The organism is Psychrobacillus sp. FSL K6-4615 (genome assembly GCF_038008225.1).
In the GTDB taxonomy this organism is placed as follows: Bacteria; Bacillota; Bacilli; order Bacillales_A; family Planococcaceae; genus Psychrobacillus; species Psychrobacillus psychrotolerans.
The window spans coordinates 2,093,308-2,116,767 of sequence record NZ_JBBOYQ010000001.1; the positions used below are offsets into that span (position 1 = coordinate 2,093,308).

Genomic DNA, 23,460 nt, shown 5'->3' on the forward strand with positions numbered 1-23,460 from the left:
TTAATATTCCTCCCGATACTTTTTGGAAATAACGTGAGCAAGATAGTTCATTAACAAAGTAAAGAGGAATAGCGTAAATCCAACTGCATAGATCGAATAATAAATAGTTGTACCGTAACCTGCGTCACCTGAAGAAACTTGGACAATATACGCTGTCATTGTTTGAATTGATTCTGTAATATTTAAATCGAATTTTGGTGTAGAGCCACCAGCTAAAGAAACAATCATTGTTTCACCTATTGCCCTTGAAACTGCTAAAACTACCGAAGCTGTTATTCCTGAAAGTGCAGCTGGTAGAACTACCTTTAATGCTACTTCTAATTTAGTAGAACCCATGGCTAAAGCGCCTTCTCGTATCGAATTCGGTACAGAGGACATTGCATCTTCTGATAAGGATGCGATCATTGGTAAAATCATAACCCCTACAACTATACCGGGGCTTAGCGCATTAAAGATTTTTAAATCCGGTATAAATTGTTGAAGTAAAGGTGTAACAAATGTTAAAGCAAAGAATCCATATACAATAGTTGGAACTCCTGCTAACACTTCTAAAACAGGTTTAATAATTCTTCTACTTTTATCAGTTGCATACTCACTCAAAAATATTGCTGAAGCAATACCAAAGGGTACAGCAACTACAACCGCAATAGCAGTAACTTTTAAAGTTCCCACTATCAGTGGTAGTATTCCAAATAATTGTTCAGTATTTGCAAATGGATACCATTCGGTACCAAATAAGAAGTCAGGTATTTTTACTTCTTTAAAAAATATGACCGTTTCAACAATTAGTGTTCCAACAATACCAAATGTCGTTAGTACAGATACAGAAGCAATCAATAAAAGGATGATTGGAATCATCTTTTCTATTATTTTTCTCTGCTTTTTACCACTTGAATTTTGAATAAGCTCTTGTACTGAAAGCTTGTCAGCCCTTTGCTTTTGACCCACGGTGAATCCCCCTTTTACCAAAACGCAAGAAATGAGTAGCAGAAGCTACCCATTCCACACCTTTTCCGTTTACCAATTTTCCCGGTATAACAGGCTGTAATAGCACATGCTTCAACCCTTATTAGTAAAGTACATCTCTCACAAATTGAAGTTACAATTTTTACTCGCTTATTTTAAAGCTTCTAGAGTAGATAGACCCTTTTCGTATTCAGTATCTGGAAGACGAACATAGCCAACCGCTTCAGCCATATCTCCAGCATTTTCAAGAGAATATTCCATAAAATCATATAACGCAGCATTTTCTACTAGTGCTTTGTTACTTACATACGTAAATAATGGACGAGATAATGGAGAATATTCTCCAGATTCAATTGTTTCGTTATTTGGCTCAACACCCTCAATTTTCACTGCTTTTAATGTATCTTGGTTTGCTAGGTAGTAAGCGTAACCGAAGAAGCCAATTGCATTTTTATCCGCTTGAACACCTTGTACTAGAACATTATCATCTTCTGAAAGTGTTGCTGCTTTTACAAGGTCAGCTTCATCCAAAATTACTTCATCAAAATAGTCATATGTTCCTGAATCTGTTCCAGGGGAGTAGAAGATAATTTCTTCATCAGGCCATTCAGCATTAATATCCGACCACTTTTTTGTTGTTCCATCTTCAATCCACATTTTCTTTAAATCTTCCACTGTTACATCTTCAACCCAATCGTTATCTTTACTTACTACAACTGTTAAACCGTCGTTTGCAAGTTTAAATTCTGTATAATCAATTCCTGCTGCTTCTAATTCTGCTTTCTCTTCATCTTTAATCGGACGAGATGCATTAGAGAAATCTGTTGTGCCAGCGATGAATTTTTCAAAACCCCCACCAGTTCCCGATACACCCACAGTTACTTTAACTTTTTCTTGTACAGCTGCGTATTCTTCAACAAGTGCTTCCATTATCGGTGCTACAGTACTTGATCCATCACCGGATACTTGTCCTTCTAAAGTTGCTTCATCTTGAGTTTCACCTGTTGCTGCTTCTTCTGTACCAGTTTCATTTTCAACTTCATCTGCAGTTGAATCATCTCCACAAGCTCCTAGTGCCAGTGCCGAACCAACCATTGTTGTCATCATTAAATACTTCCAGCTTTTCATCAGGTAAATCCCCCTATGTGTTGTTTTGTTTTCTTTTACTTACAAGATTTACTTTATAGGTTCTATATTTAGACCGTATGAATGGAGTGTAAAGCTTTTGTAAATAGGGGTGAGAGTAAATTTGAGAGTTCAAAGCAAATGCTTAAGGTAAAAAACTTTTATATAGAAGAAAAAAAGATTCTAGACATAAAAAAGCGCCAGAAGATAAATTTCCACCTTCTAGCGCGTACCCTAACTTTGTTGAGTTAGCAGTTTTTTTCTAACAGTCACAAATCTTTTATGCTATAAAAAAACCGAGCAAAAAGATGCCCGGTTTTAAATAACAGTAATGTAGATATGCCATTGATTTCCCACTTCAAGAAGAACGCTTTGCTTTTATATACTTTCTTATTCTTATTAAAAAAGGAAGTAATCTCGTCACTTCCTTTTTTGTTTATAAAGAAATTATATTATTCGTTTTCTTCTTCATCAATTTTAGCATTTGTAAATGCGGGTTTTATAAGAGAGGTAGAAGTGGAATCAATTTCGGTTGTCTCTTTATTTTTTTTCTTAATATCAAAATATTTATCCACAAGTTCTTTTGCTATTGCTGTAGAAAAATTGGTTTTGTATGATGATTCTAAGGAAGCATCTGGGATAACAAGTGCGTATGCAATTTCAGGATTATCATATGGTGCGAAACCAACATGCGTTAAATTTACAGTTTTCAATGTTTGCCATAAATCTGCATCAAACTCGCTAGCTTGGGCAGTTCCTGTTTTCCCCCCACCTGTAAATGGAGCGTTTGCAAATGCACCTCTAGCGGTTCCTTTGTCACCAAAATAGACACGTTGCATACCTTTACGAACTTGTTCTATTTCTGCACGTGAGTTATCTACAGTATTTAAAATGATTGGAGTCATTTCTTTTACTACTGACCCTAATTGAACACCATCTTCAGAAGGTTCTCTAATCTCTTTGACTACATGAGGTTGAATTCTGTTTCCTCCGTTTGCTATGGTTGAAACAAATTGCGCAAGCTGCAATGTAGTGTACGTATCATACTGACCAATACTCAGATCAAGTAGCTTACCATCTGCAAATCCACCTGTCTCCCCGTTTACCTCTCCAGGCAGATCAATACCAGTTAATGAACCAAGTCCAAGCTGAGCATAACCACTTCTCATTTTAAGAAAGGCTTCCGTTCCAAAATTGATAGACTGATTAGGCACATAGTTTTTACCAGCTACTCCAAACGCAGTTTTAAACATAAATACATTGGAAGAACGCTCCAACGCTTGTAAATCACTTACACGAATACTGCCAGACCTATTAAATACGGAGCTCTTAGGTGCTGAGCCTTTTATACGGATAGGTTCATCAACTAACGTACCATTAATGGAATATATACCTTCGCGATATCCTGTAAGTACTGTAGCGGGCTTAACAGTGGATCCCATTTCATATGCATTGGTAAATGCACCAAATGCGTAGTCTTGAATTTCCTTTGCTCCCGTTTTTTCATTACGCCCGACTTGTTTTCCTACAAGGGAAAGCACCTCACCGGTGTAAGGATCCATCATTATAAAATAAGCATGCTCTAAATACTTACCACCATAGCTATTGCTATATTTAAGTAGTTCTTTTGCAAGAATTTCTTCATGTGCTAATTGAACTTCACTATCCATTGTTAACACTAAATCTTTGCCTGGCTCTCCTTCAAAAACAGTTTGAATATCAATTACTCTTCCTTTTCCATCCGTTATATTTTTTACAACACTTTTTTGACCTTGAAGAACTTCTTCATACTGTTGTTCAATATAACTTGTACCAACCCGATCATTTCGAGAATAATCACGAGCTAGAAAATAATCTAAGCGGTCTTTAGGAATACCTATTTTCGGTAGTGTTGTGGTGCCTAGGATAGCCAGTGATGAATTTTTCACTCGACGCCAATCTGTCGTGGTATTTACTCCTTCTAAGTCTCCAAGTCTTTCAGAAACCCGCGCAAATTCTTCCACTGAAACTTCTTCCTTTACGTCATCTCCTTTAATAATTTGTGGAGATAATGCATAACCAGAAGCCATCACTCGATAAATAGCAATGATTTCTAATTGTTCGGGAGTAAATGAATTCAGTTGTTCTTCCGTAATTCTGCTTCTAGTTAAACGGTTGATTTCTTTACTTTTCTCTTTTTTGTCTAAGTCTTCATTTGCTTCTATTTTTTTTCTCTCTTTATCACTCACTAACTCGAGAGCTTCCTCTGGATTTTCTTTTAACCAGAAGTCCTGCAAATCACTCTTTGTAATTCCTGCTGGTATTTTTTCTATTAAAAGACTTAGTTCTTCTGCAATTTCATACATATCTTCGGATTTTGTTGTTTGCATTTTGGTATATGTAATAGCTCGCTGTGGAAGATTATCAACCATTATACGTCCTTCACTATCGAAAATACGACCACGGGGAACACTAGTGTTTACTGGTACTTCCTCGGTACGGGCTAATTCTCGGGTGTAATCTTCACCTTTAACAATTTGGAGATAGCCTAATCGGAGTATTAGCATAGTAAAGAGGATAAATATCGAGAAAAATAGTATGTTCATACGAAATGTAATATTTGCTCGTTGTTTAGCCTTCATATTTTGTGCACGTTTATTTGGAATTTTTCGCATGAGTTCACCTTCTTTATTAAATAATTTACATATGAACAGTGTAACATAAAAAGCACACACTTTTAGACGAAAAAGTGTGTGCAAAGTTTCAATTATTATAGATGTTACGTTACTTTAGCAAAATTCTTATTTTGCAGCAGTGAAACGTTTAGATACTTCATCCCAGTTTACTACATTCCAGAAAGAACCGATGTAGTCTGGACGACGGTTTTGATAGTTTAAGTAGTAAGCATGTTCCCAAACATCTAAACCTAATAATGGAGTTTTACCTTCCATAATCGGTGAATCTTGGTTTGCTGTAGAAGAAACTTCTAATTCTCCGTTAGCTACTGATAACCAAGCCCAACCTGAACCAAAACGTGTTGTAGCAGCTTTAGCGAATTCTTCTTTGAATGCGTCGAAGCTACCGAATTTAGCGTCGATTGCTGAAGCTAATTCTCCTGTTGGATTTCCGCCACCGTTTGGAGATAAGATTTGCCAGAATAATGAGTGGTTAGCATGTCCGCCACCATTGTTGCGAACTGCAGTACGGATTGCTTCTGGAACAGCGTCTAAATTAGCGATTAACTCTTCCACTGATTTGCCTTGTAGATCCGAATGATCTGCAAGTGCGTTATTTACGTTAGTCACGTAAGTATTGTGGTGTTTAGTGTGATGAATATTCATCGTTTCTTTGTCGATATGTGGTTCTAGTGCATCATATGCGTAAGGTAATTCTGGTAATTCATATGCCATTATTGTTTCCTCCTAAAGAATATTTTAGAAAATTCTTTCCATGTATTAGCGTATCAAACTATGAACAATCGTTCAATTAAAATCGACTAAAATAATTATAATCATACTTTTGACTGAACTTACACAAAGAATATAAACACAATAAGCATTATCACTAAAACAATAATCTTTACTACTGAAGAAGTTAAAAATCCTATTAAAGAACCTACTCCCGATTTAAACGCTTGTTTTAAACCGAGCCGTGTCACAATCAGTTCTGCCAAGACAGCACCAATAAAGGGTCCTATTAAAATACCCGCTACAGGAATAACAAATGGGCCAAAAAGGAGCCCAATAGTACTTCCCCACACTCCCGCTTTGGTCCCTCCGAACTTTTTCACTCCAAAAGCATTTGCCGCCATATCCGCTCCGAATAGTAATACAACAAAAAGAATTTGAATTACCCAAAACAACCAGGTCAGCTCTGCAAAGGAGAAAAATAATCCATATACAACATATCCCAGTAGCATAAACACAACCGATGGGATTATAGGATAAAACGTGCCGATAAAAGCAACGATAAAACATAAAATGATTACTATCCAACCAATTATATCTATCATATTCTTTTACCTAATACAGTTTCCGCAATATTGGAAGCGTGATCGCCTATACGTTCTAAATTACTTAAAATATCAACAAAAACAATTCCTGCTTGTCCAGAGCAAGTTCCTTGGTTCACACGTAGAATATGATTTTTTCTAAACTGACGTTCCATTTTGTCAATTACATTTTCTTGTTCTGACACTTTTTTCGCCAATTCGACATTGCTCGTATCTAATGCTTCCAATGATATAGAAACAGTTTCTATTGTAAGCTCGAACATTTCCGAAACATCTTTTATAGCATCTTCCGTAAGGATTAAACGATTCACTTCTTTATAATCGACTAATTCTATGATATTTTCAAAATGATCTCCAATTCTTTCTACATCCCGAACTGTGTCCATTAATATATTATGTCTGTTAGAATCTTGTACTGATAAAGGTTGTGATGAGATTTTCACTAAATAATCTGTAATTTTTTGATCTAAGTTATTTAATGCATCTTCTATTTGATAACCTAAATCTGCATCTTTTTTAAGGTTTGTTTTTAAATAAGCGTATGTCGTTTCTAGTCCTTGCACACTTAATGCACCCATTCGCAATATTTCTTCTTTTGCTTGACCAATAGCGATAGATGGTGACTGTTCAATAAAGTGAACATCTAAGTGTTTTGGTTTATATTCGATTGAAACATCCTCACCAGGGATAAGTTTAGTAACGAGATAAGCCCATGCTCCAATAAGCGGGAATTGAATAATTGTATTGGCTACATTAAATGATCCATGCGCGAATGCTATTTGCATTTTATTTTCCAGATCAAGTACACCAGAAATCCACTCGACATACATTGTAAATGGTGTCAACAGTATTAAAAATATGATGCTACCTACTACATTAAATAATACATGTGTAGCTGCTGCACGCTTAGCTGCAACTGAAGCACCTAGAGAGGCAAGTATTGCTGTAATTGTTGTACCAATATTATCTCCAAATAGAACAGGTAGAGATCCTGATAATGATAGAAGGTTTTCTGCATATAGACCTTGTAAAATTGCAACAGTTGCACTGGAACTCTGAACGATTAGTGTGAAAATTGTTCCAGCTAATAATCCAAGAATAGGGCTATCACTCATACTAAGTGTAAAATCAGTAAAGGTAGTCAATTCTCTAAGCGGCTTCATCCCACCACTCATTAATTCGAGGCCAAGGAACAATCCACCAAATCCAAAAATAACTTCCCCTAAATTTTGGATTTTATTCTTCTTAAAGAAAAACAACAAAAATGCCCCAACCGCCATAATAGGTAAAGCATAAGCACCGACATCAATACCAATGATAAAAGCAGTTATAGTAGTTCCGATATTTGCACCCATGATTACACCGATTGCTTGTCTAAGCTTCATGAATCCGGCACTTACTAAACCAACAGTAATAACTGTTGTACCAGAACTAGACTGAATAAGCACCGTAACAATAATACCTACTAATACACCCATAAATGGGTTAGTCGTATACTTATCTAAAATATCACGAAGTTTATCGCCTGCAGCTTTTTGAAGTCCATCACCCATAAATTTAATTGCGAACAAGAAAATACCCAGCCCACCAAAAAATTGAAAGAGTATTTCCTGCCAATTTAATTCCACTCTATACTCAACTCCCATTTTCGACAATTTTCACATACTTCTCTATTATTCAGTAAGCAGCAACGTATTGTAAATAGTTTAAAACATTCTTTACAATTTCTTAACAAAGCAAATGCTACTTTATGTTTTTATTTGCTTAATGTTAGAATGAGATTGAAAGGGTGACAACATTTGAGTTTATTTCAATTATTTAAATCTAGCTTATATAGTCCTAAAAAAATGGCTGCTTTTCGACTTATACCGATTGGCAAAGTAATGCAATATATATTTAGTTATATATTTATCATGTCCATTATTTCTTTTATTTATTTCATCAACGGAATTTCTGACCAACAACAATCGATGGAAGGTTTACTAGAATATTTTGCCCAGATTCAATGGCTTTTATATCCATTCTCCTTTATATTTTTATTTGTATTAAACACTTTGTTAATTTTTGTTCGTATAAGTATATTTGCATATACAGGTAGTATTATTCTTCTGCTTAGAAAGAGAAAAGGTGAATTTCGTCATATTTGGAGAACTACTCTCTTTGCAAGTACAATTCCAATGATAATCTCTATTATTTTGGCTATTTTACAAGTTTCAAACAACTATCTTCAATTAGTAATCTATACACTAACTTTGATAATTATCTTTTTAACGACTAAATACTATCCAGTGAAAAGATAATACATAGTACCCCCTTACCTCGCATAGATTAGAGTAAGGGGGTTTTCTTATGAAAATATTTGTAGCAACTATTCTATTACTAGTTTCTTTCTATATTATTAAAGTAGATTTGATCGAAGGAACTATCCCACTAGCCTACTCCTCTCAACCAGTAACATGTGAGAAAGAGTTAGATTATATAACTGTGAAAGTTATGGCTGGAGATACACTACATTCTTTATTTGCCCTATATCCTTCTAGTGAAACAATCACCTATACGGAGAGATTTACTGACTTCTACACGCTTAATCCACATTTTATAAATCAGGCGTTTAAAGCAGGCGAAAATGTTCTTTTACCTACCTATACTTCGTCAACTGAATGTAAATAATGTAAAATAGAGCGTTCTTTCTTGTCATTTCATTGGAAAGACTGATAAAATGGTGAATAGTGATGGCATATGCCTCAAGAAGGAGAGAATTTCATGAGCGGATTAATACATCGTTCCAAAACTCGTCCAGTACGAGTTGGAAACTTAACAATAGGTGGAAGCAACGAGCTATTTATACAAAGTATGACAACAACAAAAACACATGATGTAGAAGCAACAGTTGCTGAAATCTTACGTTTAGAAGAAGCAGGCTGTCAAATCGTACGTGTCGCATGTCCAGATGAACGTGCAGCTTACTCGATTGGCGAGATAAAAAAACGCATTAATATTCCTTTAGTAGTAGATATTCACTTTGACTATAAGTTAGCACTTATCGCAATAGAGCAGGGTGCTGATAAAATACGTATAAACCCAGGTAATATTGGCCGTAAAGAAAAAGTGGAAGCAGTTGTAAATGCAGCTAAAGCAAAAGGTATTCCAATTCGTATAGGAGTAAATGCTGGTTCCCTTGAAAGAAAAATTTTAGAAAAATATGGTTATCCAACTGCAGATGGAATGGTAGAAAGTGCGTTACATCATATTAAAATACTAGAAGATTTAGACTTTCATGATATCATCGTCTCCATGAAAGCATCGGATGTAACATTGGCTGTAGAGGCTTATCGTAAAGCATCCGAAGCATTTGACTACCCTCTTCACTTAGGAATTACAGAATCTGGTACTCTTTTCTCAGGATCAATCAAAAGTGCCGCTGGATTAGGTACACTTTTAAGCATGGGAATCGGTAACACAATGCGTGTATCCTTAAGTGCAGACCCAGTAGAAGAAATAAAAGTAGCGCGTGAATTACTAAAAGTTTTCGGACTATCTTCTAATTCAGCTACGCTAATTTCTTGTCCTACTTGTGGACGCATTGAAATTGACTTAATAAAAATTGCAAATGAAGTAGAAGAATATATCTCGCACATTAAAGCCCCTCTTAAAGTTGCAGTACTTGGCTGTGCAGTTAATGGCCCAGGAGAAGCTCGTGAGGCAGATATAGGGATCGCAGGTGCACGTGGTGAAGGTCTGTTATTCATGAAAGGCAAAACAGTGCGTAAAGTACCTGAAGAAACAATGGTCGAAGAACTTAAAGTAGAAATAGACAAACTTGCTGCAGAATATTTTGCAAACAAAGAGCTAGAAGAGCAGCAAAAGCAAGAAAAAACACAAGTGTAAGGAATGGTGTAATTGACGAATATACGATTTGGTATCGATATAGACGGGACAGTAACATCCCCTACTTCTTTGCTTCCTCATATTAACGAAGCATTTAAATGTAATTTACAGTTAGAAGATATTAAAGAATATGATTTAACGAAGGCATTTCCAGTAAGTCAAAAAGAATTTTACGAATGGTTTAAAAAAGCAGAAGCTACTATTTATGCCACATCCCCTATTCAACCAGATGCACACGCTGTATTATCTGCTTGGAAAGAAAAATACGAGTTATATTTTATCTCTGCTCGTGGTGATAATGTCATGGACATTACACTAGATTGGTTTAAACAACAAGAGTTGTTATACGATCATATTGAACTGATTGGCACACATAACAAAATAGAGACGGCTCGTAGACATGGTGTTCATGCATTTTTTGAAGACAAACACGATAATGCTGTTGAAATTAGTGAGGAACTTGATATTCCCGTAATATTATTTAATACACCCTATAATCAGTTGCCAGTTCCATCTCGTGTTATCCGAGTGAATAATTGGATTGAAGCGAATAACTGGATTGAAAAAGAATTTTCAATGGCTATAAAGTAAAACTTCAGAGTTTCATGTGAATAGTTAGGACAGCTGAAATAGATAATAGAGTATAAAATCCCTGAGGTTTTATACTCTATTTTTATTAGCTAGAACTTGTTTACTTTTAACATTAAAATAACTAGAGCAATGCTATCTTAAATATAAAGGAGAATAGAGTATGAATATTATTGTATTTGGGGCAAATGGCGGTGTCGGAAAGCATTTTACTAAACTTGCTTTAGATAAAGGACATGAAGTTACCGCTTTTGTGAGGTCCCCTTCGAAATTAGAATTAGTGCATGAACGTTTAACTATTATCCAAGGTGATGCTTTTGATAAAGCGGCCGTTAAAGAAGCTATTGCAGATAAGGAAGCTGTTATTTCTTGTCTAGGCTCTACAACCGGTATGAAAAAATCTACGCAGTTAGAAGAGATGACAAAGAATGTTGTTGACGGAATGGTCGCTAATAATGTCCAACGCATTGTCTATGTTGCCTCGGCAGGAATAGAAAATGAGATACCAGGTTTAATGGGCAAATTAATGATAAAAATGCTTAAAAATGTGCTAACTGATCATTCGAATGCAGTACGTTATATAAAAAATAATCATTTAACCTATACAATAGTACGCCCTATGGGTTTGAACGATAAAGAATTTACAGGTGTTTATAAAGAGGCTTTAACGGGGGTGCCAAGCACAGGTAGAACTATTACTAGAGCAAATGTAGCAGATTTTATATATAAGGCTCTTATGAACAAGGAATATGAAAATACATCCGTTGGATTGAGTGATTAAGCAATATACAAAAAAGTAGCGTAGACCTTATACTGGTCTACGCTACTTTTTATTAATGACAGGATGGGCAATTACCATAGATTTCGAATTTGTGGTTTTCAATTTCGTAGCCTGGTATAGCATTTTGCAATACTTCCATTGGACAAAATGGAATTTCTTTAATATTGCCACAGGACATACAGATGAAATGGTGGTGATGATGATCAGCCTCACATTGCATTCTAAAATGTTTCTCCCCTGTTAACTCGGTTTCTTCTAATATACCCAGATTTACAAAGGTACTTAAATTTCTATAAATTGTATCATAGCTCATCCCGGGATGTTCTTTTTTCATCACATTCAGAATATCTTTAGCAGTTATATACTTTTCCGTTTCGGTAAAAATGCTTAGTATTTGCTCGCGTTTATCTGTTTTTTTAAATCCTTCATTTTTTAAAATATCCCATGCTTTTTCTATATTCACCCTGAAACAGCTCCCTTGCTCCCTATCTTTTTAGAAAAAATAGTTAGAAGTAAAATGATAATTGAAGTAACAACAATTGTTCCACCTGGCGCTAAATCCAAATAAAATGCACTAACCAATCCAACAATAACAGACAACTCACCGAATATAACAGATAGCAAAATTGCCTGTTTAAAGCTTTTGGATATACGCATAGCAGCAGCAACCGGCAGTGTCATAAGTGAGGAAACGAGTAAGATACCTACAATTCGCATCGACCCTGCAATAACTAATGCCGTCACAATCATAAATAATACATGAATCCATTTAGCAGGAAGTCCTGATGCTTTTGCATATTCCTCATCGAAAGAAAGTACAAATAATTCTTTAAAAAATAAACTTAAAAATACTATGACAATTAACGCAATGCCTATAATAATCCACAAGTCCTGACGACTTACTGCAGATACGGAACCAAATAAATAACTAAATAGGTCCGAACTAAATCCTTCTGCTAATGAGATGAAAATTGCTCCAAAACCGAGGCCAGCAGACATGATAATAGGTATAGCAAGTTCCTCATAGTGTTTATATAATCTTCTTAATCTCTCGATAAACAACGACCCAGTCACAGATGCGACTATTCCTAAATATAATGGGTTTAATAGGGCCAATGCCCCGACAGACTGACTCAAATATAAGCTACCAGCAATACCAGCCAATGTTACATGACTCAAAGCATCAGCTATTAACGAAAGTCTACGAACAACTATAAAAACCCCTAATAGTGGAGCGATAAAACCGATGATTAGACCTGAGGCAAAAGCATTTTGTAAAAATTCATAGTGAAAAATAGAGTCAATCATGATTTTACCTCACTTTGATGATCGACTTTACGAACTGAGTGACCATACCAAGCCTCTAATTGTTCATCACTCATCTGGTCCATCTCATTTTTAAAACCATGAAAATGAATTCGCTGGTTCAAACAAGCAACGTGACTTATACTTTTGGATACTGCATCGACATCATGGGTAACTAACACAATGGTAATATTATGTTCCCGATTTAAATGACTTAACATATTATAAAAAGATTTTACATTTTTGCTATCTACTCCAACAGTTGGCTCGTCAAGTATCAATACATTTGGATTACTAATTAACGCTCTAGCGATAAAAACACGCTGTTGCTGTCCTCCAGAAAGATCGCCAATATTTTTCATAGAAAATTCATCCATACCGACTGATTTTAACGCTTGTCTTACCTGTTTGTTAACATTTGCAGGATATCGATGAAATAACCCTGTCTTCTTTACTAAACCACTTCTAACTACCTCAGTCACCGTTGCCGGGAATCCCGTATTAAACGAATTGGACTTTTGTGAAACATACCCAATGCGTTCTTTCTCTTTAAACTGATTAACTGGCTTACCAAAAAGAAGTACTTCACCACTCGTTGGTTTTAATAATCCTAGTATTATTTTCAATAATGTAGACTTACCAGAACCATTAGGTCCAATAATCGCAAGAAAGTCACCTTCTGCAATAGTAAGATTAATATCGATTAATGCCTTAGTTTGCTCGTATTGGTACGAAATGTTATGTAAGTTGATCAATGGGCTTCCCATTATTTTTCCTCGATTCTAATTAAGAATGATTACGATTTACAAAGTATTAGTATAGTCCATATTGCACCATGTGTAAATAAATATTACTTGGAAGGATGTTATTCTGGATATCCATAAATTTGTTCAACAGTTACAAACATGCTCTATTAAGGAGTTTAAGACAATCGTAAAGGGCTTTGATATAGAAATTTCCGACAAAGAATTAAAAAGTGTCTATCCATTACTAAAAGAAATTTCCCTTTCCTGGCTTTTATTTGGGGTTCCGCTTGCTATCCAACAAAAACTAATACAAATACTTGGGGAACAACGTGCTATGGAACTTTATAAAGAAATTAAAGAAAAGGCACCAACTTCTTTTGGATGAAAGAAGTTAATACCTTAAAATTTCTTTCTTAAATAGGTAATTGCAATACAATAATACTTACTGATTTCCGATACAAATGAACGCTGCACCGTCCTCGCCTCTTGTGCACCGAAGTTAGTGGGCGACATATAGAAAAACACCATACACAGATTACCGAAAAAAGAGATGTTGGTTGGTTGTAACATCTCGTTACAACCAACCAACACCCCTATAAATAAGCTCGGTAATCATCTAAAAACAGCGTTTAATTTGAAAAGAACGTGCTCTTGCATGTTAGCGCAACGCATCTATTGCTTCTGCATTAAACTGTTTTGAGCGAAGCATTTCAATCTCATGCTTGTATGGAGCTTCCTTCGATTTAGCGTCTACACCCACAAAAGGCGTTTCTAAAATTTTAGGGATTTCCATCAATTGAGGATGGTGCACAATGTACTGCAAAGCATCAAATCCAATTTCACCAAAACCGATGTTCTCATGTCGATCCTTTGCTGCTCCACATACATTTTTACTATCATTGATATGAAGTACTTTTAAACGATCAATACCGATTATTTTATCGAATTCATTTAAGACTCCATCAAAATCTTCCACGATATTATAACCAGCATCATGAATATGACAAGTATCCATGCAAATGGACAATCGATGATTATTTACAACACCGTCGATAATTTGTGCCAGTTCATTAAAAGTGCGACCACATTCTGAGCCTTTTCCAGCCATTGTCTCTAAAGCTATTTGAACAGGCCAATCGGTTGTCAGCACTTCATTTAAACCTTCAACAATTCTTGCAATACCCGCTTCTACTCCTGCTCCTACGTGAGCTCCTGGATGCAATACAATTTGAGTAGCACCTATATGAGCAGTTCTTTCAATTTCCTTTTGTAAAAACTCTACACCAAGAGCAAAAGTCTCAGGTTTTGTTGTATTACCTAAATTGATGATATAAGGAGCATGCACGACGATATTGGACATCCCATTTTCTTTCATATGAGCGATACCAGCGTCAATATTCAATTCTTCAATTGGTTTTCTTCTAGTATTTTGTGGTGCTCCTGTATAAATCATAAAAGTATTTGCACCATATGATGCAGCCTCTTTACTTGAACCCAGTAGCATCTCTTTTCCACTCATCGAAACATGTGAACCTAATAACATGATGACAACTCCTTATTTCTTACGGTTTTTAATACGTCTTTCTCTTTTCTTCACAATATCCATTTCCCATTTCATATTACGTTTGTAGCCTGGTTTAACCTTTTTAGGCTTACGAACTTGGGCTTTAGCGATTGCATCTATTTCATTTTCATTTTTTGTACGATTTTTACGTGCATGGCGTTCTTTAAGTTCAGACCATTCACCATTAACGACATCCTTATGCTCTAGTGGAATCCCCATTTTTTCAAGGCGCACTAAAGCATCTTCGTCTGATGGTTCATATAAAGAAATTGCGATCCCAGTCATGCCAGCACGAGCTGTTCTGCCTACGCGGTGAACGAAGAACTCTAAATCATCTGGAAGTTCATAGTTAATCACATGGCTTACTCCAGGAATATCAATACCACGAGCAGCTAAATCGGTTGCCACGATATATTGGAATTCGAGTTCATGTATTTGTTTCATCACACGTTTACGATCACGAGGTGAAATATCGCCATGAACAACACCAACTTTGACACCATTTCCTTCTAAATAATGCGCTACTTCGTCTGCATGTTGTTTCGTATTTGTAAATATAATGGCTAAGTATGGATTAATACCTTCCATTACATCCAACAAGCGTTTCTTTCTAGATTTGCTTCGAACCGGAGTTACAATAAATTCAATACCCTCTGCTACTCGACGTTTCTCGCCTATTTTTATATGGACTGGTGAATCCATATATTTTTTTAAGAAAGGTTGTAATTTTTCTGGAATTGTAGCAGAAAATACATACATTTCTAATTTATCAGGCATACGAGATGCAAATTGATCAATTTCATTGATAAAGCCAAGATCGAAAGCTAAGTCAGCTTCATCTACAACTAAAACTTTTGCTGTATGAACAAGTAGTGCTTGCTCTACAGTAAGATCACGAAGTCTACCTGGCGTTCCAACTACGATTTGTGGTTGAGTTTTTAATTTTTCGATTGAACGAGCTTTATCCGTTCCACCAATAAATAATTTTGTTTGAATATCTGTGCCTTCTACTAGCTTGTTCAACTCATTATAAATTTGCGTTGCAAGCTCTCTTGTTGGTGATGTAATAACTGCTTGTACTTCTCTTTTACTAGCATCTATTTTTTCAACAATTGGGATTAAAAAACTATGTGTTTTTCCTGTTCCAGTATGTGCTTGACCAATCGCACTTTTCCCCTTTAATACAAGTGGAATCATTTCTTTTTGAATTGGCGTTGGTTCTTGGAAGCCTAATTTTTCTATTGCATCTAATAAAAAAGGCTGAAAACTATAATCTGTATATTTTGACATTGTACGTCACTCCCTCACATTTCTTTATTGTACCACGATTGTACATAAAACGTACAATTTGCATAGAATATAATAGTCTTTGCTGTTCGAAAGGAGATGAAAAAATGCGTTACCAATCTTTTTATCCGTTTGCCCAAAATCAGGGAAATGACTTTTTTGGCATGTCTAATTCAAGTCCTCAGAATGTTCCAAATAATTCTTTTGATTTTTGGGGAGGGAATCAGGCTGCTCCCCCTCCTCCACCACCAACTGCACCTGCAGGTCCGGCTACTAACTTTTTTAGTCAATTTCAGTCTGCTGCTCCCACAGGAGGCTTTCAACAAGGTCAACCAGTATCGAAAACTATGGGTTACCTACAAACAGCCGACAAATTCTTAAATACTGCCCAGCAGCTTACACCAATGGTTAGACAATTTGCTCCTATGATACAAAATGTACCGGCACTGTTAAAATTATACCGTGGTTTTCAATCTGTACCAGCTGCTACTACTGCCGTTACTGGTAATTTAGGTGCTGCTGCAGCTGCTTCAACAGCTGCGAGAGCAACTAGTACTGCTGCTTCTCTAACAAACGGAGCATCAATACCTAGAATTTTCCAGCCTCCAATTTAAAGTTTTGTAATCGTCTAGCCGCTCCGTTATAATATGAGTATGCTCGTATTGAAGGGAGTTACGTAAATGTTAGTTCAAAAAATTTCGCCTAGAGGATACTGCTATGGTGTAGTGGATGCAATGGTAATTGCTCGAAATGCTGCATTAGATACTTCTCTGCCTAGGCCAATATATATTTTGGGAATGATCGTCCACAACAAACATGTAACAGATGCATTTGAGATGGATGGCATAATTACGTTAGACGGAGAAAATCGCTTAGATATATTATCAAAAGTCGATACAGGTACGGTTATTTTTACCGCACATGGTGTTTCACCAGAAGTGAAAGAGTTAGCTCGTCAAAAGGGCCTTGTTTCAATAGATGCTACATGTCCAGATGTTACAGTTACGCATGATCTCATAAGAGAAAAAACGGCTGAGGGCTATGACATTATTTATATTGGTAAAAAAGGCCATCCAGAGCCAGAAGGTGCAATTGGTGTAGCTCCAGACAAGGTCCATCTAGTTCAATCGTTAGAGGACATTGAGAATTTAACTATTAAGACCGATAAGTTACTCGTTACCAATCAAACTACAATGTCTCAATGGGATGTTGTGGATTTAATGAAGAAATTAGAAGAGAAGTTCTCTCATATTGAAGTCCATAAAGAAATTTGTTTAGCTACTCAGGTTCGTCAAGAAGCGGTTGCTGAACAAGCTGGAGATGCCGAACTTTTAATAGTAGTTGGAGATCCTATGAGTAACAATTCTAATAGATTGACACAAGTTTCAGAGGAAATCGCTGGAACACCTTCTTACCGAATTGGCGACATTTCCGAACTACAATTGGAATGGTTGGATAATATTTCTCATGTTGCAGTGACAGCAGGTGCTTCCACACCTACTCCAATAGTAAAAGAAGTTATTCAATTCTTAGAAAAATATGATCCAAACGACCCTGAAACTCACGATACAACGAAAAAAACAATACCATCCAAAATTCTACCTAAAATTAAAGTACCAAAACCAGTAGATCGAATTGAACCTTATCCAGTTAAATAAAAAAAGCTGCTCACTATAGAGCAGCTTTTTTGTATATATTGTTTTAAATCAATTGAAAGGGTTCCGTTGAAATGTTGGATGGGATGAATTCAACAGCAAGTTTGTGTTGCATACAAACCTTAGTCATATACTCCGCAACACCAATTTTCATAATTTGTTCCACATGATGACCCGGATCTATAACTGCTAAACCTATAGCTTCTGCATCTTGTGCCACATGGAAATATAAATCACCTGTTACAAACACATCCGCTCCAGCTCTTTTAGCGGTCTGTATATATTTATTGCCATCTCCACCAAGAACAGCAACTTTCTTAACTTCCTTCGTCAAATTTCCTACCACTCGAACAAAAGGTACATTCAGTTGTTTTTTAACTACTTCTGCGTAGTCAGCTAATGTTTGGCTTTGCGGCAGTGTTCCAATTCTCCCAAGTCCTTTTTCATTGACTTCTAACTCTAGCAATATTAAGTCATAAGCAGGTTCTTCATATGGATGACTTGTCAGTAATGCTTTTAACACCTTACTTTTCATAGAAATAGGAAAAACAACCTCTATTTTATCTTCTTCTACTACTGCTAATTCATTCGCTTGTCCAATAAAAGGAGTTGCTAAGCTAGACGGTTTGAACCTTCCTTCTCCTTCTGAAGTAAAACTACAATCCGTGTAATCTCCAATTTGACCAGCACCAGCAATTGCTAATGCTGTTCTAACTGGCTCTGTTGATTCCTTAGGAGTAAAGACCGCTAGCTTCATTAGTTGTTCAGAGCTAGTCTGCTCTAGAATATCTATGTTTTCTAGTTGCAAAGCAGTAACAAGTAGATCATTTACCCCACCTGAAGCAATATCTAAATTGGTATGCGCAGCATATACAGCAATATCATGCTTTATCAATTTCTCTATTAACATGCCTTGAGGTAAATCTGTTCGCATATTTTTCAATCCGCGAAAAATAGGAGGATGATGAGCAATAATTAGCTCACAACCATTTACAATCGCTTCTTCTACTGTCTTTAAATTTACATCTAAAGTAACCAACACTTTAGTTATAGTTTTGTTAAGAGTCCCAATTTGAAGACCTACTGGATCTCCTTCAACTGCCAAAGACTTTGGTGCCCATTGTTCGAAAAGGGAAATAATATGTTGCCCATTTGTTTCCTTCATCGCTTATAAAGTCTCCTTTACTAAGGCAATTTTGTTTTCAAGTAATTGTTTCTTTTGCTGTACTTCAGTTCCTTGTAATTTGTTAAGCTCATCTACAATCCGTTGCCATTCATTTACTTCATTGGTCCATTTCTTTAGATATACAGGCGATTTATCTTTACTCAAAATTGGTCCAACTAATAATTCCTTTTCCGAAAGTTTCATTTGCCCTTTTACTAATACAAGAATTTCATATATTTTATCATGTTCTTCTAAAATTACTTCCTGGTCTATCTTCCATTGTTCTTGAATAGCCCACACTCGTATAGCTTTGGCATGAACATTTGGTTGTAAGATTAATGTATCCACAGTGGTAAGTTTTTCTTTTCCGGTTTCTAGGATAGAAGCTATAAGCGGACCACCCATTCCAGCTATAGTAACCGTTTGGACATTGTCGTTAGCCGTGATGACCTCTAAACCATTCCCGAAACGAACATCAATATTATTTTGAAGTCCTTCACTTATTACTTGTTTTTGAGCAGATTCAAATGGACCTTTGACTACTTCTCCGGCAATAGCTTTAGAAATGACACCTTCATGTACCAAAAAACATGGTAAATAAGCATGATCACTACCGATATCCGCCAAAGTAGTATTTTCTTTTACAAAGGAAGCGACTGTTCTCAGTCTAGTCGACAAATTTTTTGCATTCATTGTTTCAACACCTCTTCATTAACTATTATAGCAAAAAAGAAAAAAGACCTCGATTCTTTTACAGAATCAAAGGTCTTTTCGTTACATACTATTCTAAAGATTTAACCCATGCCGCCATAGCGTCAATGTTTTCTTCAGGTACTAATCCTGCTGGCATTGCACCTTTACCATTTGCTAAAACGTCTTTTACTTCGTCTTCAGACAATGCAGTTCCAACTAAAGCTGGACCCATGCCGCCTTCATAACTATTACCATGACAACCGATACATTTCCCTTGAGCTAAAGCTTCTGGATCAAATTCTCCAGCTGAAGCTTCTCCGCCTTCAGTTCCTTCTGCATGCTCTTCAGTTGCAGCAATTTCTTCTTTGTTTCCTACACCATCCATAGACAAGAAGAAAATTAAACCAATACCAAAAGCCATAATTAAGATAAATGGAATTATTGGATTTTTTTGCATAATTAACCCTCCCTTTTAATACAATCTTTTCTAATATAGAATTAGTCAACATTAATATTGTACTGCATTCTTAAGAAAACTAAAAGTCTTAGGAGAGAAGTTTTCTTAGATTGTGACATTTTAGACATAATCTTAGCTCATTTTCTACTATCAACACCCAATATGTCGAGCAATTACCATTCTTTGTACTTCAGAAGTTCCTTCACCAATTTCTAGTAATTTAGCATCTCGCATATAGCGCTCTACTTCGTACTCTTTCATATAGCCATATCCACCATGTATTTGAATAGCTTGATCCGCTACTTCCATTGCTATTTCGGATGCATATAGTTTACACATAGAAGCTTCTTTCCCAAAAGCTCGTCCTTGATCTTTCAACCATGCCGCTTTATGGACCATTGTACGTGCTAGCTCAATTTTCATCGCCATATCTGCCAATTTAAATTGCGTTACCTGAAACTCGGAAAGTGTTTTTCCAAATTGCTTACGCTCTTTAGAATAACGTAGCGCTCTGTCGAAAGCTGCTTGTGCAATTCCAACTGCCATTGCTCCAATACCAATTCGGCCACCATCAAGAGTTACAAGGAATTGCTTGAATCCTTGCCCTTTCTCCCCTAGTAGGTTTTCCTTTGGTACTCTTACATTTTCCAATACTAGCTCAGTTGTATTAGATGCATTTAGACCCATCTTCTCGTAATTATCAATTACAGAGAAGCCTTCTGCATCCGTAGGCACAATTATTGCAGAAATTTCTTTTTTACCATCTTTGATATCCGTAATTGCTGTTAATGCTAGGTGTTTTGCATAGCTAGCATTCGTTATAAAAGCTTTGTTTCCATTAATAACATAATCATCGCCATCTTCTTTAGCCGTTGTCTGTGTACCGCCTGCATCTGATCCTGCATTAGGTTCCGTTAAACCAAAAGCCCCAAAGGATTCGCCTGTACATACTGGAACCAAATATTTTTGTTTTTGCTCTTCTGTACCAAATAGATTAAGTGGAGCTCCACCAAGCGATATATGTGCAGAATAAGTGATTCCTGTAGAAGCACATGCTCTACTCAACTCTTCTGTCACGATTGCAAAACTAACTGTATCTGCACCTGCTCCGCCATACTCTTCTGAAAACGGTAAGCCCATCATCCCCATGTCGGCTAACTGTTTAAAGATTTCTTTTGGAAAAGCTTTCGTTTTATCGCGCTCAATCGCTCCTGGCGCTACAACCTCATCCGAAAACTCACGAATAGTTTTGCGGATCATTTTATGCTCCTGTGTTAAATCAAAATTCATTTCTTTCATCCCCTTTGTAAATAAAAACGCTTACATTTCTATTATACTAAAAATATAAGAAATTCAAAGATATATTATAATTTGGGTTATTAGGTGTAAATATTTTTAGGCATAAAAAATACCAACTATCTTTCATAAAAATGATAGTTGGCACTCTATATTTTGTTATTCAATTCCATTTACATGAATATATAATATCCAATTATTAATAAAACTCCTAAAACTCCGGAAATACTAAAATATACTAACTTCATCATTAAACCGGAAAACAGCCATAATAGACAATTTCCGAAGATTAATCCGATTAACACTAAAGGTTCCTCAACAAAATATATGTCCCATACTTTAAAAGATAAACCTAACAGCAAAAGCGCGGAAAATACGAACAGCAGGGGTGCCATTAAAGATTTATTTTTTACTAGTTTAATAGCTATGTATAAAAAAGAAAGAATTGCAACTGCCACAAGAATAATAGGTATAAAAACAGCAGTTGTCATCACAAATAAGCTCGCTAACAAGATTGCAGTCAACAAACCAACTACTACATACAATATAACTTTATATTTTTGGTTTTTTGCTAGTACTGCTTTCGACGGATTCTCCGTTTGCTCTTCTTCCTGATTTTCACCTTGAGCGTATAAAGTGAGAAGGAAATCACAATAATGCTCCGGCAGCAGCTTGTTTTTTTTCCAAAATGAAATTTCATTCATTATTATTTGTTTACGCTGAAGTGACATTGTTAGTCCTCTTTTCATCTGGTAAACCAGTATTATCAGATTCATAGAATGTTGAAAAAGACATCCGCAGTGGATGTCTTCATTCTATTCTAAAAAGTCTTTCAGACGCTTGCTTCTAGAAGGGTGACGTAGTTTGCGTAATGCTTTTGCCTCAATTTGACGAATACGCTCACGAGTAACTCCAAAAACTTTACCAACTTCTTCAAGTGTTCTCGTACGTCCGTCATCAAGACCGAAACGTAAACGTAATACATTTTCTTCTCTGTCAGTCAACGTATCTAAAACGTCTTCCAATTGCTCTTTAAGAAGTTCATAAGCGGCATGATCAGATGGTGATTGTGCATCTGCATCTTCTATGAAGTCTCCTAAGTGAGAATCATCCTCTTCCCCAATAGGTGTTTCTAAGGAAACTGGTTCCTGGGCAATCTTCAGAATTTCACGAACTTTTTCTGCTGGTAAGTCCATTTCTTCCCCGATCTCTTCTGGAGAAGGTTCACGACCTAAATCTTGCAATAATTGACGTTGAACACGTATTAATTTATTAATTGTTTCGACCATATGCACTGGAATACGAATTGTTCTTGCTTGGTCTGCAATTGCACGTGTGATCGCTTGACGAATCCACCAAGTTGCATACGTACTAAATTTGAATCCTTTACGATGGTCAAACTTTTCAACAGCTTTAATAAGTCCCATATTACCTTCTTGAATAAGGTCTAAGAATAGCATGCCACGTCCAACATAACGTTTCGCGATACTTACTACTAGACGAAGGTTAGCTTCTGCTAAACGTTTTCTTGCTTCTTCATCACCTTGTTCGATACGCTCAGCTAAAGCGATCTCTTCCGAAGCTTTTAGTAGGTCTACTCGTCCAATTTCCTTCAGGTACATACGAACGGGGTCATTGATTTTGACACCTGGTGGAACACTCAAATCATTTAAGTCGAAAGTCTCTTCTTTCCCTTTCATTAAACGATCCAAATCTTCCTCATCACCATCTTTGCGGCTAAGTTCGATATTTCTACCTTCAAGATTATCGATAAATTCTTCAATTTGATCAGATTCAAGCTCAAAATGAGCTAATTTTTCTGCAATATCATGGTACGTTAGTTCACCATTTTTTTTACCTAATTCGATTAATTGTTTTTTTGCCTCTTCTAAAGATAATTCAATTTCTGTTTCTTTTGTGCGTTCGGACTTGTCCGCCATAAGAAATTCCTCC

24 protein-coding genes are annotated in these 23,460 nt (G+C 36.1%); 7 read left to right on the forward strand and 17 right to left on the reverse strand.

The features are described from left to right. The 6 genes from pstC to MKX53_RS10420 form a co-directional block, all read right to left on the reverse strand. A complete protein-coding gene (gene pstC, locus MKX53_RS10395) occupies positions 1-858 on the reverse strand; it encodes a phosphate ABC transporter permease subunit PstC (protein WP_407691724.1) in 858 nt (285 codons plus the stop codon). Positions 859-1,116: 258 nt separating this feature from the next. Further along, positions 1,117-2,094 carry a PstS family phosphate ABC transporter substrate-binding protein gene (locus tag MKX53_RS10400; protein WP_340911099.1) on the reverse strand — a complete coding sequence of 326 codons (978 nt, stop codon included), beginning with the start codon at positions 2,092-2,094 and terminating at the stop codon, positions 1,117-1,119. Between the two features lie 449 nt (positions 2,095-2,543). Beyond that, positions 2,544-4,745, reverse strand: a complete 2,202-nt coding sequence (locus MKX53_RS10405) for a peptidoglycan D,D-transpeptidase FtsI family protein (protein ID WP_340911102.1) — start codon at positions 4,743-4,745, stop codon at positions 2,544-2,546. Between the two features lie 126 nt (positions 4,746-4,871). Further along, complete coding sequence (locus tag MKX53_RS10410; RefSeq protein ID WP_093538385.1) at positions 4,872-5,480, reverse strand: superoxide dismutase; 609 nt, start codon at positions 5,478-5,480, stop codon at positions 4,872-4,874. A gap of 119 nt (positions 5,481-5,599) precedes the next feature. Further along, positions 5,600-6,079 carry a DUF456 domain-containing protein gene (locus MKX53_RS10415; protein ID WP_340913321.1) on the reverse strand — a complete coding sequence of 160 codons (480 nt, stop codon included), beginning with the start codon at positions 6,077-6,079 and terminating at the stop codon, positions 5,600-5,602. Continuing rightward, entirely contained in the window at positions 6,079-7,710 is a 1,632-nt protein-coding gene (locus MKX53_RS10420; protein ID WP_340911104.1) for a Na/Pi cotransporter family protein, read from the reverse strand. Before MKX53_RS10420 ends, MKX53_RS10415 begins: the two co-directional genes overlap by 1 nt. A gap of 171 nt (positions 7,711-7,881) precedes the next feature. Between MKX53_RS10420 and MKX53_RS10425 the strand changes: the two genes are divergently transcribed. The 5 genes from MKX53_RS10425 to MKX53_RS10445 all read left to right on the forward strand — a co-directional run bounded on the left by MKX53_RS10425 (position 7,882) and on the right by MKX53_RS10445 (position 11,339). Continuing rightward, positions 7,882-8,382 carry a DUF1189 family protein gene (locus MKX53_RS10425; protein WP_340911107.1) on the forward strand — a complete coding sequence of 167 codons (501 nt, stop codon included), beginning with the start codon at positions 7,882-7,884 and terminating at the stop codon, positions 8,380-8,382. Positions 8,383-8,431: 49 nt separating this feature from the next. Beyond that, a complete protein-coding gene (locus tag MKX53_RS10430; RefSeq protein ID WP_340911109.1) occupies positions 8,432-8,752 on the forward strand; it encodes a hypothetical protein in 321 nt (106 codons plus the stop codon). A 93-nt stretch (positions 8,753-8,845) separates the two neighbouring features. Then, the gene (gene ispG / locus MKX53_RS10435; RefSeq protein ID WP_093538382.1) at positions 8,846-9,970 is read left to right on the forward strand and encodes a flavodoxin-dependent (E)-4-hydroxy-3-methylbut-2-enyl-diphosphate synthase; all 1,125 of its coding nucleotides are present in this window, start codon (positions 8,846-8,848) and stop codon (positions 9,968-9,970) included. A gap of 12 nt (positions 9,971-9,982) precedes the next feature. After that, the gene (locus MKX53_RS10440; RefSeq protein WP_093538381.1) at positions 9,983-10,561 is read left to right on the forward strand and encodes a hypothetical protein; all 579 of its coding nucleotides are present in this window, start codon (positions 9,983-9,985) and stop codon (positions 10,559-10,561) included. 160 nt (positions 10,562-10,721) lie between these two features. Further along, positions 10,722-11,339 carry an NAD(P)-dependent oxidoreductase gene (locus MKX53_RS10445; protein WP_340911112.1) on the forward strand — a complete coding sequence of 206 codons (618 nt, stop codon included), beginning with the start codon at positions 10,722-10,724 and terminating at the stop codon, positions 11,337-11,339. A 52-nt stretch (positions 11,340-11,391) separates the two neighbouring features. Here the strand turns inward: MKX53_RS10445 and MKX53_RS10450 are convergent, their stop codons facing one another. The 5 genes from MKX53_RS10450 to MKX53_RS10470 form a co-directional block, all read right to left on the reverse strand. Beyond that, entirely contained in the window at positions 11,392-11,802 is a 411-nt protein-coding gene (locus MKX53_RS10450; RefSeq protein WP_340762687.1) for a Fur family transcriptional regulator, read from the reverse strand. Next, on the reverse strand, positions 11,799-12,647 hold the full coding sequence (locus MKX53_RS10455; RefSeq protein WP_093538378.1) for a metal ABC transporter permease: 849 nt from the start codon (positions 12,645-12,647) through the stop codon (positions 11,799-11,801). The genes MKX53_RS10450 and MKX53_RS10455 overlap by 4 nt, the downstream gene beginning before the upstream one ends. Further along, positions 12,644-13,411 carry a metal ABC transporter ATP-binding protein gene (locus MKX53_RS10460; RefSeq protein ID WP_340911113.1) on the reverse strand — a complete coding sequence of 256 codons (768 nt, stop codon included), beginning with the start codon at positions 13,409-13,411 and terminating at the stop codon, positions 12,644-12,646. Before MKX53_RS10460 ends, MKX53_RS10455 begins: the two co-directional genes overlap by 4 nt. Before the next feature lie 637 nt (positions 13,412-14,048). Further along, a complete protein-coding gene (locus MKX53_RS10465) occupies positions 14,049-14,933 on the reverse strand; it encodes a deoxyribonuclease IV (protein WP_340911114.1) in 885 nt (294 codons plus the stop codon). A 12-nt stretch (positions 14,934-14,945) separates the two neighbouring features. Continuing rightward, positions 14,946-16,244 (reverse strand): DEAD/DEAH box helicase, encoded by a 1,299-nt coding sequence (locus MKX53_RS10470; RefSeq protein ID WP_340911116.1) that lies wholly within the window; start codon positions 16,242-16,244, stop codon positions 14,946-14,948. A gap of 104 nt (positions 16,245-16,348) precedes the next feature. Here MKX53_RS10470 and vrrA point away from each other — a divergent pair, with 104 nt between their 5' ends. Both vrrA and MKX53_RS10480 read left to right on the forward strand, forming a co-directional pair. After that, a complete protein-coding gene (gene vrrA, locus MKX53_RS10475; RefSeq protein WP_340762691.1) occupies positions 16,349-16,855 on the forward strand; it encodes a VrrA/YqfQ family protein in 507 nt (168 codons plus the stop codon). Between the two features lie 66 nt (positions 16,856-16,921). Next, positions 16,922-17,899, forward strand: a complete 978-nt coding sequence (locus tag MKX53_RS10480) for a 4-hydroxy-3-methylbut-2-enyl diphosphate reductase (RefSeq protein WP_340911118.1) — start codon at positions 16,922-16,924, stop codon at positions 17,897-17,899. Between the two features lie 43 nt (positions 17,900-17,942). Here MKX53_RS10480 and MKX53_RS10485 read toward each other — a convergent pair whose 3' ends face one another. The 6 genes from MKX53_RS10485 to rpoD all read right to left on the reverse strand — a co-directional run bounded on the left by MKX53_RS10485 (position 17,943) and on the right by rpoD (position 23,447). Then, positions 17,943-19,061 (reverse strand): Nif3-like dinuclear metal center hexameric protein, encoded by a 1,119-nt coding sequence (locus tag MKX53_RS10485; RefSeq protein ID WP_340911121.1) that lies wholly within the window; start codon positions 19,059-19,061, stop codon positions 17,943-17,945. Positions 19,062-19,064: 3 nt separating this feature from the next. Then, positions 19,065-19,754: a tRNA (adenine(22)-N(1))-methyltransferase gene (locus MKX53_RS10490; RefSeq protein WP_340911124.1), complete on the reverse strand. Its 690-nt coding sequence runs from the start codon at positions 19,752-19,754 to the stop codon at positions 19,065-19,067. Positions 19,755-19,842: 88 nt separating this feature from the next. Then, the gene (gene cccA / locus MKX53_RS10495) at positions 19,843-20,211 is read right to left on the reverse strand and encodes a cytochrome c550 (protein WP_093538370.1); all 369 of its coding nucleotides are present in this window, start codon (positions 20,209-20,211) and stop codon (positions 19,843-19,845) included. A 150-nt stretch (positions 20,212-20,361) separates the two neighbouring features. Beyond that, on the reverse strand, positions 20,362-21,501 hold the full coding sequence (locus tag MKX53_RS10500; protein ID WP_340762696.1) for an acyl-CoA dehydrogenase: 1,140 nt from the start codon (positions 21,499-21,501) through the stop codon (positions 20,362-20,364). Positions 21,502-21,680: 179 nt separating this feature from the next. Next, on the reverse strand, positions 21,681-22,238 hold the full coding sequence (locus MKX53_RS10505) for a hypothetical protein (RefSeq protein ID WP_340911126.1): 558 nt from the start codon (positions 22,236-22,238) through the stop codon (positions 21,681-21,683). Positions 22,239-22,322: 84 nt separating this feature from the next. Beyond that, positions 22,323-23,447: an RNA polymerase sigma factor RpoD gene (gene rpoD / locus MKX53_RS10510; RefSeq protein WP_093538519.1), complete on the reverse strand. Its 1,125-nt coding sequence runs from the start codon at positions 23,445-23,447 to the stop codon at positions 22,323-22,325. Positions 23,448-23,460: the final 13 nt, after the last annotated feature.

Coding starts and splice junctions, on each gene's coding strand:
- pstC (WP_407691724.1), bottom strand. CDS start 858: ATGATTCCAATCATCCTTTTATTGATTGCTTCTGTATCTGTACTAACG.
- MKX53_RS10400 (WP_340911099.1), bottom strand. CDS start 2,094: ATGAAAAGCTGGAAGTATTTAATGATGACAACAATGGTTGGTTCGGCA.
- MKX53_RS10405 (WP_340911102.1), bottom strand. CDS start 4,745: ATGCGAAAAATTCCAAATAAACGTGCACAAAATATGAAGGCTAAACAA.
- MKX53_RS10410 (WP_093538385.1), bottom strand. CDS start 5,480: ATGGCATATGAATTACCAGAATTACCTTACGCATATGATGCACTAGAA.
- MKX53_RS10430 (WP_340911109.1), top strand. CDS start 8,432: ATGAAAATATTTGTAGCAACTATTCTATTACTAGTTTCTTTCTATATT.
- ispG (WP_093538382.1), top strand. CDS start 8,846: ATGAGCGGATTAATACATCGTTCCAAAACTCGTCCAGTACGAGTTGGA.
- MKX53_RS10445 (WP_340911112.1), top strand. CDS start 10,722: ATGAATATTATTGTATTTGGGGCAAATGGCGGTGTCGGAAAGCATTTT.
- MKX53_RS10455 (WP_093538378.1), bottom strand. CDS start 12,647: ATGATTGACTCTATTTTTCACTATGAATTTTTACAAAATGCTTTTGCC.
- MKX53_RS10460 (WP_340911113.1), bottom strand. CDS start 13,411: ATGGGAAGCCCATTGATCAACTTACATAACATTTCGTACCAATACGAG.
- MKX53_RS10465 (WP_340911114.1), bottom strand. CDS start 14,933: ATGTTATTAGGTTCACATGTTTCGATGAGTGGAAAAGAGATGCTACTG.
- MKX53_RS10470 (WP_340911116.1), bottom strand. CDS start 16,244: ATGTCAAAATATACAGATTATAGTTTTCAGCCTTTTTTATTAGATGCA.
- vrrA (WP_340762691.1), top strand. CDS start 16,349: ATGCGTTACCAATCTTTTTATCCGTTTGCCCAAAATCAGGGAAATGAC.
- MKX53_RS10480 (WP_340911118.1), top strand. CDS start 16,922: ATGTTAGTTCAAAAAATTTCGCCTAGAGGATACTGCTATGGTGTAGTG.
- MKX53_RS10485 (WP_340911121.1), bottom strand. CDS start 19,061: ATGAAGGAAACAAATGGGCAACATATTATTTCCCTTTTCGAACAATGG.
- MKX53_RS10490 (WP_340911124.1), bottom strand. CDS start 19,754: ATGAATGCAAAAAATTTGTCGACTAGACTGAGAACAGTCGCTTCCTTT.
- cccA (WP_093538370.1), bottom strand. CDS start 20,211: ATGCAAAAAAATCCAATAATTCCATTTATCTTAATTATGGCTTTTGGT.
- MKX53_RS10500 (WP_340762696.1), bottom strand. CDS start 21,501: ATGAATTTTGATTTAACACAGGAGCATAAAATGATCCGCAAAACTATT.
- MKX53_RS10505 (WP_340911126.1), bottom strand. CDS start 22,238: ATGTCACTTCAGCGTAAACAAATAATAATGAATGAAATTTCATTTTGG.
- rpoD (WP_093538519.1), bottom strand. CDS start 23,447: ATGGCGGACAAGTCCGAACGCACAAAAGAAACAGAAATTGAATTATCT.